Consider the following 14,534-nt stretch of genomic DNA (forward strand, 5'->3'; position numbering starts at 1 on the left):
ATGACCGGGTCCCCGAAGGCCCGGCACAACCAATAATGGCCAATGCGCCAATTCAGGAGGGAGACAGAATGAAGGCCACCAGACTAGCCATGTTCGGGACGCTCGCAGCCGCGCTGCTGGCCTCCCCGAGCGTATCGGCGCAGGTATCCGACGACATCGTCAAGATCGGCGTGCTGACCGACATGAACGGCCCCGCCTCGACGCCGACCGGCCAAGGCTCGGTCACCGCCGCGCAGATGGCCGTCGACGATTTCGGCGGCAAGGTGCTCGGCAAGCCAATCTCGGTGATCGTCGGCGATCACCAGCTCAAGCCGGATATCGGCGCGACCATCGCGCGACGCTGGTATGACGTCGATCAGGTCGACCTCATCGTCGACGTGCCGGTCTCGGCGGTCGGGCTCGCGGTGCAGAACATGGCCAACGAGAAAAAGAAGCTTTTCATCACGCATTCGACCGGCGCGACCGATTTCCACGGCAAGTTCTGCTCGCCCTACGCGATACAGTGGGTATTCGACACCAGGGCGCTCGCGGTCGGCACCGCGCAGGAGGTGGTGAAGCGCGGCGGCGACAGCTGGTTCTTCATCACCGACGATTATGCGTTCGGTCACTCGCTGGAGAAGGACGCCTCCGCGATCGTGACCAAGAACGGCGGCAAGGTGCTCGGCGCGGTGCGGCCGCCGTTTGCGACGCCCGATCTGTCGTCCTTCATCCTGCAGGCGCAGGCCTCGAAGGCCAAGATCATCGGCATTGCCGGCGGACCGCCCAACAACACCAACGAGATCAAGACCGCCGCCGAGTTCGGCGTCTTCGCCGGCGGGCAGCAGATGGCCGCGCTGCTGGCGCTGATCACCGACATCCACTCGATCGGGCTGTCGGCCGCGCAGGGCCTGCTGCTGACCACCTCGTTCTACTGGGACATGGACGACAAGACCCGCGAGTGGTCGAAGCGCTATTTCGCCAAGATGAACCGGATGCCGACGATGTGGCAGGCCGGCGTCTACTCCTCCGTGACCGCCTATCTGAACGCGATCAAGGATGCCGGCACCGACGATCCGCTCAAGGTCGCGGCCAAGATGCGCGAGAAGCCGGTCGAGGACTTCTTCGCCCGCAACGGCAAGCTGCGCGAGGACAATCTGATGGTGCACGACCTCTGGCTCGTGCAGGTCAAGACCCCGGCCGAGTCGAAATATCCGTGGGACTATTACAAGATCCTGGCCAAGATCTCCGGCGAGGACGCGTTCGGCCCGCCGGACCCGGCCTGCGCGATGGCGAAGAAATGACGACCGAAGGTCGTCATTCCGGGGCGATGCGTCAGCATCGAACCCGGAATCTCGAGATTCCGGGTTCGCGCTTCGCGCGTCCCGGAATGACCTCTGCATAGACGCGATAGCGCGTCCATGCAGAAGTCATTTCGCCACCCCGATCTCGCGGAAATATCTGAGCACGCCGGGGTGGATCAGGTTGATATCAGGCGCGGCGGCGAGCGTGTTCGCCGCCGTGGTCTCGCACGCCTGGGCGAGCTTGTTGCAGAAGGTCGCTTCGATGCCGTGCAGCGTCTTCGCCAGCCGGTAGGCGACATCGTCAGGCAAGGTCTCGCGCACCAGGATGTAGCTCCAGGAGCCGACCGAAGAAATCGCTGCGGTCTGCTTCGGATAGCTGCCGGCGGGGATCGTCAGCGGCTTGAGGAAAGTGTGCTTGGCGCGGATGCGGGCGATCTCGTCCGTGGTCGGCGCGATGAAGCGCGCGCCGGTGGCGCTCTCGGCCATCTTGGTGAAGCCGGGCCAGCCGATGCCGGCGCCCCACAATGCGGCTGCGCGGCCGTCCTCGACCATCGCGGGCCCGTCGCCGGCGTGATCGAGATAGATCGACTTGAAGTCCTCGTCCTGCTTCAGTCCGATGCCGTCGAGGATGTAGCGCGACAGGATCGGCAGGCCGGAGCCCTTGGCGCCGAACGCGACGGGCTGGCCGACCAGGTCCTGGATCGTCTTGTAGGGACTGTCGGCCCGCACCACGAACATGCCCGGGCTCGAATACATCGCGGTGAGGATCTTCAGCTTCGTGGCCTTCGGCCGGCCGATGCCCATGAAGGCTTCATAGGACGGCTCGCCGGCCACGGTCGCGATATCGACGTTGCCGGCCTCGAGCAGCGGGATGTTCTCATTCGAGCCCTTGGTGTTGCGCGGCTCGATCGACAGCGTCGCGTCCGCCGCATTCATCACCTCGGCGAAGGCATTGCCATAGAGCGGAAAGCCGCCACCCGGTGTCGCCGTGGCGAAACTGATCGTGGTTTTGGAAATGGTCTTGCTCCCCTCTTGCGCCGCCACCCCGCCCGCGAGCAGCAGCACGCCGGCGCACATCATAACAGCGAATTTCATCCCGAGCCTCAAGCATTCCACACGAACCCGACTATCGTCGCACGGGCGACATCGTAGGCAAAGCCAGCGTTTTGTGAAACGATGCCGGCAACAGTCACAAGAAAATGACGGGAGAGACGATGATCCGGTTCGCGCGTGTCGCTTTGCTTGGTTTGATTTGCTGCCTCGCCTCGATTGCCCCCTCATCCGCATCCGACTATCCGAACCGCCCGGTGCGGTGGGTGATCGGGTTTGCCGCCGGCGGTCCGGTCGACATCGTCGCCCGCATCATGAGCCAGTGGCTGTCGGATCATTTCGGCCAGCAATTCATCGTCGAGAACCGCACCGGATCGGGCGGCAACATCGCCGCCGCGGCCGCGATCAACTCGCCCGCTGACGGCTATACGCTGCTGTTCGTCGCACCCAACAACGCGATCTCGACCTCGCTCTACAAGAAGCTGCCGTTCGACTTCCTGCGCGATACCACCCCGGTCGCGAGCATCATGCAGCTCACCAACATGCTGGTGGTGTCGAACGCGATGCCGGTGAAGACCGTCCAGGAGTTCATCGACTACTGCAAGGCCAATCCCGGCAAGATCTCCTATGCCTCGTCGGGCAACGGCACCTCGGTGCACATGTCGGCCGAGCTGTTCAAGGCGATGACCAAGTGCGACATGCTGCATGTGCCGTACCGGGGATCCGCGATCGCCTTCCCCGACATCATCTCCAACAAGGTGCAGTTGATCTTCGACAATCTGCCGTCGGCGCTGGAGCAGGCCCGCGGCGGCAACGTCCGCGCGCTCGGCGTCACCTCGCCGAAACGCTGGGCGAGCGTGCCCGACGTGCCGGCGATCGCCGAGACCGTGCCGGGATTCGAGGCGGTCGGCTTCTACGGCATCTCGGCGCCGAAGGGCACCCCGCCGGAGATCGTCGACGCGCTCAATGCGGCGGTCGGCGAAGCGCTGAAGGATCCCAAGCTCGTGGCGCGCCTTGCCGAGGTCGGCGGCATCCCGAAGCCGATGGCCCCGGCCGAATTCGGCAAGCTGGTGGCCGACGAGACCGAGAAATGGCGCAAAGTCGTCGAGTTTGCCAGCGTCTCGGTGGATTGAGGCGCCGGTCGCCAGGGAAACGGAGGGCCAGGCAGGATGGCTGCCGGCCGCTGTTCCAGCGATGCCGGCCGCAAGACGTGGCTGGCCCGGCGGCGTCGGCACAGGGGTGCGGGCGGCATTGCCGAAACCGCAGTCAGCCTGTAAACGGAGCCCGCACCGTTGCCGGCCGCGCCCCGCGGCCCGCAAGGCGGCGGGGCCTGTAGCTCAATGGTTAGAGCCGGCCGCTCATAACGGTCTGGTTGCAGGTTCGAGTCCTGCCGGGCCCACCAGCAAATCAACTGTAAGTTCGTTATCGCAGCTTGCCGAGCCACAGCGCGGTGAGCGCCGAGCGATTGCGCACGCCGAACTTGGCGTAGATCGACTTGACGTGGAAATGCGTGGTGTTCGGACTTTGGTCAAGCCTCTGCGCGATCTGCTTTTCGGTGTGCCCGTCGAGCAGTGCGAGCAACACCCTGCGTTCAGCAGGTGTCAGGGGTGCATTGGCGATGAGCAGGCCGTGGCTGAGCAGTTGCTGACGGTGAAACCATCTCAACCCGCGCATCACGAAGCCCAGACGCTGGCCGTCCTGCGCCGAGAAGCGAGGGGCCTCCGCATCGCGAAATACGAACAGGCGAATCCTCACGTCGTCATTGAGCGCTATGCGCACGGAAATGCTGTCGGCGAAGCCGACGTCCAGATAGTGCCGCCGATAATGCTCGCCCTCGAACCATTCCGGCGGCAGCGCTTCGAACAGCAGGCGGACGCGGAACGGCTCATCTCCCGACATGGAAAGGATCTGAGACAGGTCGACGTCGCGGGACCAGAGCGTATCGAACTGCTTCTGCACGGATGCAGCCACCGCCGGTATCGGGTCCAGCACCCGGACGAGGCGCGGACGCCAACCGAGCAAGGGATCGGCCCGCTTCGGCGAAGGCAATCGCACGACCACACCCCATAGCACATTGCGTGCCGACAACATGGTACGCAGTGCGGCTAGCAGATGTATCAGTGCGGCGTCGCCGTCGCCGACGGAGAACTCGGCCAGCCGATCCCAGAGTGCATAGACATCTTGATTCTGCGGATTGGTGGAATCCGTCGATAGATACATGTCCCCCCCGAACCGAGTGCGCAGGTCACCGACCTTCGAGCAAGCATAGGAGACACCGGACCACCTTTCTAGGTAGTTCCCAGACGCATCAACTGGCGAGATATTCAGTGCGGGTGTTGGGAAGACTGGCCTTCTCACCGTCACGATATTCGGAGATTAACGATGCGCACAGCAACGGGCGCGCGCCGGCTTGACACGCCCGACGACGACCGGACGGAGCGGCGGTGGCGTCTCGGCTTTTTCATCGCCCTATTATGCGCCGTTTTGATTGCACTCGCGGCCTTCACGCAGGAGCAACCTGCTAAAGCGTTGATCCGACCCACTGGCCCGCTGCCGGCGATCAACATTCCCTGATCGAGGCGCTGTTGGCGCACCATTTGCCAACTCCTGGAGATCATCATGCGCGCCGCTGCAATTGCTGCGATTGCAAACGCTTTTGTCCGGGTATTCCCCGCATCGTCATTGCAGGCAAACGTCCTCAAGCAGACCGGGTTGTTCTGTGGAGCCGCCCTCTTGGTGTGGCTGCTGTCGGTGAGTTATGGGCTGGATCTCAGTGCCGGATTCTTCTAGCCGATCAGCATCTGATTTTTGCGTTTGCTTCGGTATCCAGGCCCGTTGAGCCACAGGTGCAGGCGTCGTCGCGCTCTTCACGGGCAAGTTCATAGAAAGACGCGGAAATGCGCGGCTCAGACGTTTTGCTTTGCGGCTCGAAGTCCTGGGTTGAAGCCGCCGGCTATCTCGCATCTCTTCTCGTCTTCGCCACGTTTTGCATGAAGACGATGCTCCAGCTCAGGATCACGGCCATCTTGAGCAATGTCGCGTTCATCGCATACGCGTTCTTCGACGGCTTGTATCCAATCCTCATCCTTCACTCGGTTCTGCTGCCTCTTAACGCCGTCCGAACAGTCCAAATGCTCCGCGTCAGGCGAATTGTGGAGCAAGCATCCAAGGGCAAATTCACAACCGAACCGCTATGCCCGTTCATGGTTGCAGGTTCGAGTCCTGCCGGGCCCAGCAATAAATCAATGGCTTGGCACTCACGATCGCCGGAGATCCTGTCTACTCCACGCAAAAAAGATGCCGCGCCCGAAGGGCACGGCAAGTTTCAGGGAGGGTGAACCGGCAGACTTCCGGTGCATGCCTGAGACCCGGCCCATCGTCGGTCAGGGCGCAATCTGAAAATCAGCGGCCGCCCGCCACGGCGGTCACCATTTCAATGCGGCCGTGCGCACGGGATGATCCCAGAGCGCGGTGAACTCGCTGTCGAGCAGGCTCACGGTGAGCGAGCAGCCCGCCATGTCCAGCGATGTGACGTAGCTGCCGACCAGCGAACGGGCGATGCGCAGGCCTCGCTCCTCGAGCATCCGGCGCGCCGCGTTGTACATCAGATAGAGCTCGATTGTCGGCGTGCCGCCGAAACCGTTGACGAGCAGCAGCGCCTCGGAGCCCGCGGGCGCCGCGAGATCGCCGGCGATGGCTGCCGTCATTTCCGATGCGATCGCATCGGCCTCCGCAAGCTTGACGCGGCGGCGGCCCGGCTCGCCGTGAATGCCGACCCCCATCTCCATCTCGTCGTCACCAAGTGCAAAGGTCGGCGTGCCCGCAGCCGGGACGGTGCAGCTGGTCAGCGCAACGCCTATCGAGCGCGTCTGTGCGTTGATGCGCTCGCCGAGCGCCACGCAGGAGGTGAGATCGGCGCCTCTCTCGGCGGCGGCGCCGACGATCTTCTCGACAATCAACGTGCCGGCGACGCCGCGCCGCCCGGTGCTGTAGGTCGACTTCTCGACCGCCACATCGTCATCGGTCACGATGGTGGCGATACGACCCTCGGCGATCTCGGCTGCCATCTCGAAGTTCATGCGGTCGCCGGCATAGTTCTTGACGATGAACAGGACGCCGGCATCGCCCGCGACCGCCTGTGCGGCCTCGACGATCTGGTCCGGCGTCGGCGAAGTGAACACCTGGCCGGGACAGGCGGCATCCAGCATGCTGTAGCCGACGAAGCCGGCATGCAGCGGCTCGTGTCCGCTGCCGCCGCCCGAGACCAGCGCGACTTTCTTCGAGTTCAGCTCGCGGCGGCGGACGAATTTCCGCTCAGGGCCGAGCATGACGAGGTCGGCATGCGCGGCGGCAAAGCCGTCGAGGCTCTCTGCGAGCACGTTGTCGACCGCATTGATGAACTTCTTCATTGTGTTCTCCCCGCTTCGTCCGTTTGGCGTTTCTCGCCTATTTTTCCCGCATGATGGCAATCAGTCGCCGTGTGAACTCCTGGAGCAGCGTGTCGAGCTCGGCGTTGCGCTTGGCGCTGCCGAGGTCTGGCAGATGCAGCGTCAGCGTCCGCTCGTGCGAGCCTTCGCTCAACCGGCCGACGCGGCGCGGATGTGCGCGCGCATAGGCGCGAAGGAAGGCTGCCTTCGCCTGTGGCGGGAAGTGGCAGACATCGAAGATCGTGTTGAGATGCTGCACCGGTATCGGCACCGGATATGCGGGATTGCTGATCTGGCTGACGAAGCTGCGGTTCTTGCCCATGGCATGGGCCAGTCGAAGCCGCATGCCGGACGGGCGGCTCTCAAGGACTTCCTTGAAGATGCGCTTGTAGACCGCAACCGCGCCCGCTTCGGGCGCTTCATCGGCCGCCGTGTCAGCCAACGCTGCCTCCGCTGCTCAGCCGGTCGATGGTGTGCTTGATCTGCGCCAGCGCCGAGGCGTTCACGGACAATTCGCGCAGTCCGCAATTCAGCAGAGCGGGCAGGCAGCGCGGATCACCCGCCATGTCGCCGCACAGGCTGACGCTGATGCCGGCGCGGCGGCCGTGCTCCGCGGTCCGCGCGATCAGTTCGAGCACTGCGGGATGCAGAGGGTCCATCAATGGGGCGAGAGCTCCGTTGGAACGATCGCAAGCCAGGACATATTGCGCGAGATCGTTCGAGCCGATCGAGAAGAAGGCGGCCTTGAAGCTAGATACCGCAAGGGCCGCCGCCGGGACTTCGACCATGATTCCCAGCTCCGGGAGCATCGCGGCAACGCCGTCCGCCTGCAAGCGCTGCACGGCGGCGGCGAACAGCTTCCGTCCCGCCTCGAGCTCGTCGGCGGACGTCACCATCGGGAACATGACCTTGAGATTGCCGCGCACCGCGGCCCGCGCCAGCGCGCGGAGCTGAACCGCAAAGATCTCGGGCCGGGCGAGGCACAGGCGCAGGCCGCGCACCCCGAGGAACGGATTGGCTTCGCCGTCCACCGTGAAGCCCGGCACCGGCTTGTCGCCGCCCGCGTCAAACGTGCGAATGGTGACAGGCCGCTGGCCGGCCCAACGCAACACCGCATCGTACGCCTGAAACTGTGTCTCTTCGTCGGGCAGGCCACCACGCTCCGTCAGCAGGAACTCGGTGCGCATCAGGCCGATGCCGTCGGCATATTGCGCGTCGGCATGCTCGAGATCCTCGACGCGTTGGATATTGATGAAGAGCTTGATCCGCTCGCCGCGCCAGGAGGCTGTCGGCCGCCGCAGGATTGCGCGCGCGGATGCCCTGCTCTTGAGATGGCTGTCGCGCCGCTTCTCGAAAGTACGGACCTGTTCGGCATTGGGATCGAGTTCCAGCGTCGCGCCTTCGCCGTCGAGCAACGCCATGGTGCCGATGTCTGGAATTGAACCGAGCTGCACCACCATCGGGATGCCGCGCGCGCGCGCCAGCATCGCGACATGGCTGGTCGGGCTGCCGCGCAACAGCGCCAGGCCACCGCCGCCGGACCAGTCGATCTCGAGGAATCGAGATGGCGGCAGATCGTCGGCGCAGATCACGCCCCCGCTCGGGACCTTCAGCGGCTGCCCCTGGTCGCCACGCAGAACGTGGACCACGCGGTCGCGCAAATCCGCAAGATCGGAGGAACGCGCTTTCAGATAGTCGTCCGGCGCGGAATTGTAGTCGGCGATGTGCGCGTCGAGCGTCGAACGCCATGCGATATCGGCTGGACGTCCCTCGCCGATCGACGCGAAGATCGCCTCGATCAAATCCTCATCCTCCAGCAGCGCAACCTGGAATTCGAGGATCTGCGCAGCTTCGCCGCCGGCGCTGGCGGCAAGATCCGCGATCTGGCCACTCGCGACGTCGATCGCATTGCGCAAGGCCAGCGCCTCCTCGACCAGTGTGCCGGCCACACGCTCGCCGGCCGCGCCCGCGTCGACACGGACGAACGGGCCATGGGCAAAGCCGATCGAGGCGGTCCTGCCGCGGTAGGCCAGCCCTGCAGCGCCGCCCTGCATGCTATGGTGCTCCATCCGGGAAATCGCTCGCGATCAGATCGACCAACGCCGCGACCGCGACCTCGGCATCGCTGCCGGAGGCCTTGATATCGATCGTGCTGCCGTGTGCCGCGCGCATTGCCATGATCTTGGCCACGCTCTTGGCATTGATCCATTCAGGCGCGCCCGCGACTCGCACCGAGATCTGCGCCTGGAACTTCTTGGCGAGCTTGGTCAGCTTGACCGCGGGGCGCGCGTGCATGCCAACCGCATGCACCAACCGCACACTGCCGGTGAAGATCTGTTCGTCCGCTTTATCAAGCATGCTCATCATCCATCATCGCTTCCCCGCCGGCTCAGTCGGCAGAGAGTTCCTCGGCCACGGCCCTGACCTGGGCCAGCGAGCTGCCGCCCGCAGCTTCGGTCGCCGCCATGACGGCGCCCTCGACGATCGGGGCGTTGCAGACGACAACGAGATCACGCCGCGCCGGCTCCAGCATTTCGACCGCCATTTCGCTGTTCGTCTCGGCGCCGCCGAGGTCGACAAGCACAGCAACGCCTTTTGACGACCAGGCATCGTTGATGGCGTCGATGATCAGCGGCACGCTGGTGCCGAGACCACCATCGGGATTGCCGCCGCAGAAGGCGACCTTGACCTCGCTGCCGACCATCTGCCGCACCATGTCCGCGGTTCCCTTGGCAATATCCCGGGAATGCGAGACGATCACGATCCCTACGGTATCGGTCATTGCCGCGCCTCCAGGCCAGCGCACACAGCGTGCAGCAGAACGCAGCTCGATCGTGCCCCGGGATCGACATGACCGACGCTGCGCGCACCGAGGAACGACGCCCGGCCCTTGGTGGCTTGCATCGGCACTGTGCGCTCAACCGCTTCAGCTGCGGTGATGCGCACCCGCGCGATCAAATCGGGCTGGCCGGCGCCCGCTTTCAGTGTCTCCAGCACCGGAACGAGCACATCGAGCATCGTCTTCTCGCCGGCCTGCGAGCGGCCCCGCGCGCTCACCGCGTCCACTCCGCTACCGAACACGTCGGCGAGATCGTCAGGCAGGTGTTTGTCTTGCGACAGCGCCTCGCCCGCGGCGAGAAAGAAACTGCCATAAAGCGGGCCGGAGGCGCCGCCGACCGTCATGACCAGGGTCTTGCCGATCGCCTTGAATGCCTCGTTGAGCGGCTGCGCCGAGATGGCATCGAGCTTGCCGAGCACGGCTTCGAAGCCGCGCTTCATGTTGGTCCCGTGGTCGCCGTCGCCGATCGCCTGGTCCAGGCTCGTGAGCTCCGGCGCGCTGGCGATGACCTGCTCGGCGGCCGCCTTGAGCAGCGACCTGAATGTCTCCGGTTGCACAGACATCTATCTGAACCTCTCGCTCCTCTATTGGACCATCGCGCCGATGCGTTGCCCCGCGCGGTCGAAACACAGCGGACGCACCAGTTGCAATTCAACCTCCTGGCCGGCCCGCAGCGGCTGATGCGGATCCGCCAGCGTCACCAGCGTTTCGCCCTTATAGTCGAGGTGAACGTGATTCTGCTCGCCGAGATGCTCGACGCGATGCACCCGACCGACCATCTGCCCGCCGTTGCGCGCGGCGATCTGGAGGTGCTCGGTGCGGATGCCGACCGTCTCCGTTTCCGGCGGTATCGCCACATCGGATAACAGCCGTGCGGGAAGGAAATTGATCTGGGGCGTCCCGAGCCGCGACGCGACGTAGCTGCTGGATGGATTTTCGTAGACCTCCCTCGGCGTGCCGAGCTGAAGCAGCCGGCCGTCCTTGATCACACCGATCCTTGACGCCATCGTCATGGCTTCGACCTGGTCGTGGGTCACATAAAGGATGGTCGCGCCGAGCTCGAGCTGGATCCGTTTCAGCTCGAGGCGAAGCTCGGCGCGAAGCTTTGCATCCAGCGACGACAGCGGCTCGTCCATCAGATAGATCGAGGGATCGCGCACCAGCGCACGGCCGATCGCGACCCGCTGCATCTCACCTCCCGACAGGCGGGTGGCACGATTATTCAGCTTGCTGGCGATGTGCAGGAGCTCCGCGGTCTGCTCGACACGCTTGCGGATCAGCGGCTCCGGCACGCGCCGTGCCGGCGAGCGCAGCGGGAATGCGAGGTTGTCATAGACCGACAGATGCGGATACAGCGAATATTGCTGGAACACGAACGCGATGTCCCGTGAACCCGGCGGATCATGCGTCACGTCGCGCCCGCCGATCATGACCGAGCCGGCGTCGGGGCTCTCGAGCCCGGTGATCAGCCGCAGCGTCGTGGTCTTGCCGGCACCGCTCGGCCCGAGCAGGACGAGGAACTCACCGTCGTTCACCGTCAGTGAGAGGTCGCGCACCGCCTCCACCGCGCCGAAGCGCTTGCTGATGTTGCGCAAGCTGACGTCAACCATGGCGCCCTCCCTCCTCGCCGGCGGTCCTGATTGCAAGGCCGCTGCCGGCATCGAACAATGAGAGTCGAACGGAGTTGAATTCGAGGCCGACGGTCTCTCCGATCCGCACCGAGGCGCTCGACGGCAGCCGCGCCGCAACCCGTCCATAGGCGGTGTCGATTGTGACGATCTGCGTCGTGCCGAGATATTCCGCGCCGAACACCTCGCCGCGAACGGATCCGGCGTCGGTGAATCGAATATGTTCTGGACGAATCCCGAGGGCCAGCGCGGCGCTGGCGCGGTCCTCGCGGATCTCGGGCACCACGAGCCTGGTGTCGTGAAAATTGATCGCCCGGTCACCAGATCGCAGGCCGCCCTCGAAGCGCAGGAAGTTCATCGGTGGCGAGCCGATGAAGTCCGCGACGAACATGCTGGCGGGCCGGTCATAAACCTCCTGCGGCGTGCCGATCTGTTCCACGCGCCCCTTGTTCATGATTGCGATCTGGTCGGCCATCGACATTGCTTCGAGCTGGTCGTGAGTGACATAGACCGTGGTCGCCTTGATGCGATCGTGCAAATCGCGCAGCTCGCCGCACATCAGATGACGAAACTCGGCGTCCAGCGCGCCCAGCGGCTCGTCCATCAGGAAGGCCTTCGGGCGCCGCACCATGGCTCGCCCGAGCGCGACACGCTGGCGGTCGCCGCCCGAGAGCTTTGATGTCTTGCTCGACAGCAGATGCTCGATCCGCAGCATCCGCGCGGTCTCCTGCACCTGCTCGCGAATCTCGTGCCGCGCCATGCCCTGGCACTTCAGCGGGAAGCCGATGTTCTGCCCGACATTCATATGCGGATAGAGCGCGAACAGCTGGAACACGAACGCGATATCGCGGGCGGCGGCGCGGTGGAACGTGACGTCCTCCCCGTCGAGCAGGATCTTGCCCTCGGTCGGCAGCTCGAGGCCGGCAATCATGCGCAAGGTGGTGGTCTTGCCGCAGCCGGAAGGGCCGAGCAACGCGAAGAAAGTGCCGTCGTCGATGGTGAAGGTCGACCCTTCCACCGCGGTGAACTGATCGAACGACTTGCGAAGATTTTCGATGCGGATCTGAGCCATGTCCCTATTCCGGAAAGTGGCTGACGACGACGAAGCCTACCGTGCCGGCCAGAATCGTCACGAATGAATAGCTGTAGAGATCGATCGAGAAGGGCTGCACCAGCATGAAGATGCCGCCCCCGATCAGAGTCATCGCAACGGCCTCCCAGCGCCCGCGGCTGAAGAAGCGGTGCAATGTCCCCTTGGTTCCCTTGGCCTCCTTAACAACAGCTGAACCGCTCATTTGCGCACCGCTCCGAAGGTGATGCCGCGCAACAGATGCTTGCGGAGCAGCACGGTGAACATGACGATCGGGACGACGAACAGCGTGGTCGCGGCGGCAACCGCCGGCCAGTCCTGCCCGCCCTCACCGATGATGAAAGGGATGAAGGGCGGCATGGTCTGCGCCTCACCGCTGGTCAGCAGAACCGCGAAGGCGTATTCGTTCCAGGAGAAGATCAGGCAGAAGATCGCGGTCGCCGCGATTCCGGTGACGGCCTGCGGCAGCACCACCTTGCGCAGCGCCTGCAGTCGCGTGTAGCCGTCGACGAGGGCCGCCTCCTCGTACTCGCGCGGAATCTCGTCGATGAACCCCTTGAGCAGCCAGACCGCGAGCGAGACGTTCACGGCGGTATAGAGCAGGATCATTCCGAGCCTGGTGTCGGTCAGGTTGAGCTGCCGGTACATCAGATAGATCGGGATCGCGACCGCGACCGGCGGCATCATCCGCGTCGACAGAATGAAGAACAGGAGATCGTCGGCCAACGGAATGCGGAAGCGCGAGAAGGCGTAGGCCGCGAGCGTACCGAGGAAGACGGCGAGGAAAGTCGAACCGAACCCGATGATCAGCGAGTTGACGAAGCGCGGGACGACTTTGGACGGTCCGGCAATGACCATGTCATGCTTGCGGACCAGCTTGTCATACCAGGTCTCCGGCGGCGGCAACTTGGCGATGAAATCAGGTGTCTGGCGGGTGCGTACCGTGAACAGGTTGACATATCCTTCGAGCGTCGGCTCGAAGATCACCTTGGGCGGATAGGCGATGGCATCGCTTTGCGACTTGAAGGCGGTGGCGACGATCCAGAGCAGCGGCAGGATCGTGATCAACGCATAGAGGATGACGAGAGCGCCAGCGAATGCCTTGGTGCGCGGCGAGGCCTCGACGATCGAGTGTGCGCTGGATCTGGCCAGGACGGATTTGGCTACGGCAGCGGTCATCGTTGCTTCACCTTGTTGAGCGCTTTGACGTAGATGTTGGCGGCCCCGAACACGGTCACGAACAGGATGATGGCGAGCGCGGAGGAATAGCCGGTGCGCCACTTCTCGAATGCCGCGCGCTTCAGTGTGATCGATACGAGCTCGGTGGTCGATCCTGGCCCTCCGGACGTCAGCAGGTTGACCATGTCGAACATCTTGAAGTTCTCGATCGCGCGAAACAGCACCGCCAGCATCAGGAACGGCACCGTCATCGGCAGCGTGATCGACCAGAACTGCCGCCAGGCCGAGGCACGATCGACTTCAGCCGCCTCGTAGATGTAATCCGGGATCGAGCGCAGCCCGGCGAGACAGATCAGCATCACGTAGGGCGCCCACATCCAGGTGTCGACGAGCACGATGGTCCATGGCGCGAGCGCGACCTGCCCTGTCATGCTGAAAGAGCTCGGCGACACACCGGTGAACAAGCTGATCAGATAGTTGAACGGGCCGATCTGCGGCTGCAGCAGCAGCGTCCAGAAATTGCCGACAACCGCCGGTGACAGCATCATCGGCAGCAGGATGATCGTGGTCCAGAAACTGTGGCCGCGGAACTGACGGTTGATCAGAAGCGCGAGCCCAAAGCCGACCACCACCTGCAAGGCGACCGAGCAGATCACGAATTGCGCCGTGGTCTGGAGCCGGAACCAGACGTCCTCGTCGTTGAGTATGTCGCTGAAATTGTCGAGCCCGACAAACCGCAGCGGCAAATAGGACATGCTGAGGTTGAGGCTGGTGAAGGACAGCCGGATCATCCAGACCAGCGGGAAGATGTTGATCGCGAGCAGCAGCGCAATCGTCGGCGCGACGAACAGCCATGCGATGGTCCGGTCGGACAGACCATGGCCGCGGCGCGCGGCGCGGGATTTGGCGGGCTCGCTCACGCCCGGGATCGTAGCATGGTCGGGTTGCAGGATCGTCGTCATCTTGTCCATCGGCTGGCTGGTTCGGCTTCCCCGAGGCTGACCTCGGGGAAGCCAGTTCAGTTGGGACGCGGCGTTCGGG

The 14,534-nt window shown here is 64.1% G+C and carries 18 protein-coding genes and 1 tRNA gene; 6 read left to right on the plus strand and 13 right to left on the minus strand.

Going from position 1 to position 14,534, the window contains the following annotated elements; translation table 11 throughout:
• Nucleotides 1-68 precede the first annotated feature (68 nt).
• On the plus strand, nt 69-1,280 hold the full coding sequence (locus ACVW1B_RS24660) for an ABC transporter substrate-binding protein (protein ID WP_057014858.1): 1,212 nt from the start codon (nt 69-71) through the stop codon (nt 1,278-1,280).
• A 126-nt stretch (nt 1,281-1,406) separates the two neighbouring features.
• Here the strand turns inward: ACVW1B_RS24660 and ACVW1B_RS24665 are convergent, their stop codons facing one another.
• Nucleotides 1,407-2,375 (minus strand): TAXI family TRAP transporter solute-binding subunit, encoded by a 969-nt coding sequence (locus ACVW1B_RS24665; protein ID WP_456822317.1) that lies wholly within the window; start codon nt 2,373-2,375, stop codon nt 1,407-1,409.
• Between the two features lie 119 nt (nt 2,376-2,494).
• Between ACVW1B_RS24665 and ACVW1B_RS24670 the strand changes: the two genes are divergently transcribed.
• Both ACVW1B_RS24670 and ACVW1B_RS24675 read left to right on the plus strand, forming a co-directional pair.
• A complete protein-coding gene (locus tag ACVW1B_RS24670; protein WP_456822318.1) occupies nt 2,495-3,463 on the plus strand; it encodes a Bug family tripartite tricarboxylate transporter substrate binding protein in 969 nt (322 codons plus the stop codon).
• Nucleotides 3,464-3,656: 193 nt separating this feature from the next.
• Nucleotides 3,657-3,732: transfer RNA gene (locus tag ACVW1B_RS24675), tRNA-Ile, on the plus strand.
• A gap of 20 nt (nt 3,733-3,752) precedes the next feature.
• On the opposite strand, the gene ACVW1B_RS24680 is transcribed toward ACVW1B_RS24675, so the two are convergent.
• Entirely contained in the window at nt 3,753-4,688 is a 936-nt protein-coding gene (locus ACVW1B_RS24680) for a helix-turn-helix transcriptional regulator (RefSeq protein ID WP_229158057.1), read from the minus strand.
• Between the two features lie 24 nt (nt 4,689-4,712).
• Between ACVW1B_RS24680 and ACVW1B_RS24685 the strand changes: the two genes are divergently transcribed.
• The 3 genes from ACVW1B_RS24685 to ACVW1B_RS24695 all read left to right on the plus strand — a co-directional run bounded on the left by ACVW1B_RS24685 (nt 4,713) and on the right by ACVW1B_RS24695 (nt 5,668).
• A complete protein-coding gene (locus tag ACVW1B_RS24685) occupies nt 4,713-4,904 on the plus strand; it encodes a hypothetical protein (RefSeq protein ID WP_092085983.1) in 192 nt (63 codons plus the stop codon).
• Nucleotides 4,905-4,949: 45 nt separating this feature from the next.
• Complete coding sequence (locus ACVW1B_RS24690) at nt 4,950-5,120, plus strand: hypothetical protein (protein ID WP_225645778.1); 171 nt, start codon at nt 4,950-4,952, stop codon at nt 5,118-5,120.
• A gap of 107 nt (nt 5,121-5,227) precedes the next feature.
• Nucleotides 5,228-5,668 carry a hypothetical protein gene (locus ACVW1B_RS24695; protein ID WP_456822319.1) on the plus strand — a complete coding sequence of 147 codons (441 nt, stop codon included), beginning with the start codon at nt 5,228-5,230 and terminating at the stop codon, nt 5,666-5,668.
• Between the two features lie 87 nt (nt 5,669-5,755).
• Here ACVW1B_RS24695 and dhaK read toward each other — a convergent pair whose 3' ends face one another.
• From dhaK to ACVW1B_RS24750, 11 genes are read right to left on the minus strand one after another with little or no spacing between them, the layout of a single operon-like run.
• Complete coding sequence (gene dhaK, locus ACVW1B_RS24700) at nt 5,756-6,739, minus strand: dihydroxyacetone kinase subunit DhaK (protein ID WP_456822320.1); 984 nt, start codon at nt 6,737-6,739, stop codon at nt 5,756-5,758.
• A 37-nt stretch (nt 6,740-6,776) separates the two neighbouring features.
• A complete protein-coding gene (locus tag ACVW1B_RS24705; RefSeq protein ID WP_253638989.1) occupies nt 6,777-7,199 on the minus strand; it encodes a hypothetical protein in 423 nt (140 codons plus the stop codon).
• Entirely contained in the window at nt 7,192-8,811 is a 1,620-nt protein-coding gene (gene ptsP / locus ACVW1B_RS24710; protein ID WP_456823065.1) for a phosphoenolpyruvate--protein phosphotransferase, read from the minus strand. Before ptsP ends, ACVW1B_RS24705 begins: the two co-directional genes overlap by 8 nt.
• A 1-nt stretch (nt 8,812) precedes the next feature.
• Nucleotides 8,813-9,115 (minus strand): HPr family phosphocarrier protein, encoded by a 303-nt coding sequence (locus tag ACVW1B_RS24715; protein WP_253607394.1) that lies wholly within the window; start codon nt 9,113-9,115, stop codon nt 8,813-8,815.
• A gap of 31 nt (nt 9,116-9,146) precedes the next feature.
• Nucleotides 9,147-9,539 (minus strand): dihydroxyacetone kinase phosphoryl donor subunit DhaM, encoded by a 393-nt coding sequence (dhaM, locus tag ACVW1B_RS24720; RefSeq protein ID WP_028163196.1) that lies wholly within the window; start codon nt 9,537-9,539, stop codon nt 9,147-9,149.
• On the minus strand, nt 9,536-10,159 hold the full coding sequence (dhaL, locus tag ACVW1B_RS24725) for a dihydroxyacetone kinase subunit DhaL (protein WP_253607393.1): 624 nt from the start codon (nt 10,157-10,159) through the stop codon (nt 9,536-9,538). The genes dhaM and dhaL overlap by 4 nt, the downstream gene beginning before the upstream one ends.
• Before the next feature lie 21 nt (nt 10,160-10,180).
• Nucleotides 10,181-11,206 carry an ABC transporter ATP-binding protein gene (locus tag ACVW1B_RS24730; RefSeq protein ID WP_076823867.1) on the minus strand — a complete coding sequence of 342 codons (1,026 nt, stop codon included), beginning with the start codon at nt 11,204-11,206 and terminating at the stop codon, nt 10,181-10,183.
• Nucleotides 11,199-12,296, minus strand: coding sequence for an ABC transporter ATP-binding protein (locus ACVW1B_RS24735; RefSeq protein WP_253607392.1), 1,098 nt, complete (start codon nt 12,294-12,296; stop codon nt 11,199-11,201). The genes ACVW1B_RS24730 and ACVW1B_RS24735 overlap by 8 nt, the downstream gene beginning before the upstream one ends.
• 4 nt (nt 12,297-12,300) lie before the next feature.
• Nucleotides 12,301-12,519: a hypothetical protein gene (locus ACVW1B_RS24740; RefSeq protein WP_057021016.1), complete on the minus strand. Its 219-nt coding sequence runs from the start codon at nt 12,517-12,519 to the stop codon at nt 12,301-12,303.
• A complete protein-coding gene (locus ACVW1B_RS24745) occupies nt 12,516-13,493 on the minus strand; it encodes a carbohydrate ABC transporter permease (protein ID WP_456822321.1) in 978 nt (325 codons plus the stop codon). The genes ACVW1B_RS24740 and ACVW1B_RS24745 overlap by 4 nt, the downstream gene beginning before the upstream one ends.
• Complete coding sequence (locus tag ACVW1B_RS24750) at nt 13,490-14,464, minus strand: carbohydrate ABC transporter permease (RefSeq protein WP_310881838.1); 975 nt, start codon at nt 14,462-14,464, stop codon at nt 13,490-13,492. Before ACVW1B_RS24750 ends, ACVW1B_RS24745 begins: the two co-directional genes overlap by 4 nt.
• Nucleotides 14,465-14,534 lie beyond the last annotated feature (70 nt).

It is taken from the genome of Bradyrhizobium sp. USDA 4502 (genome assembly GCF_054063355.1).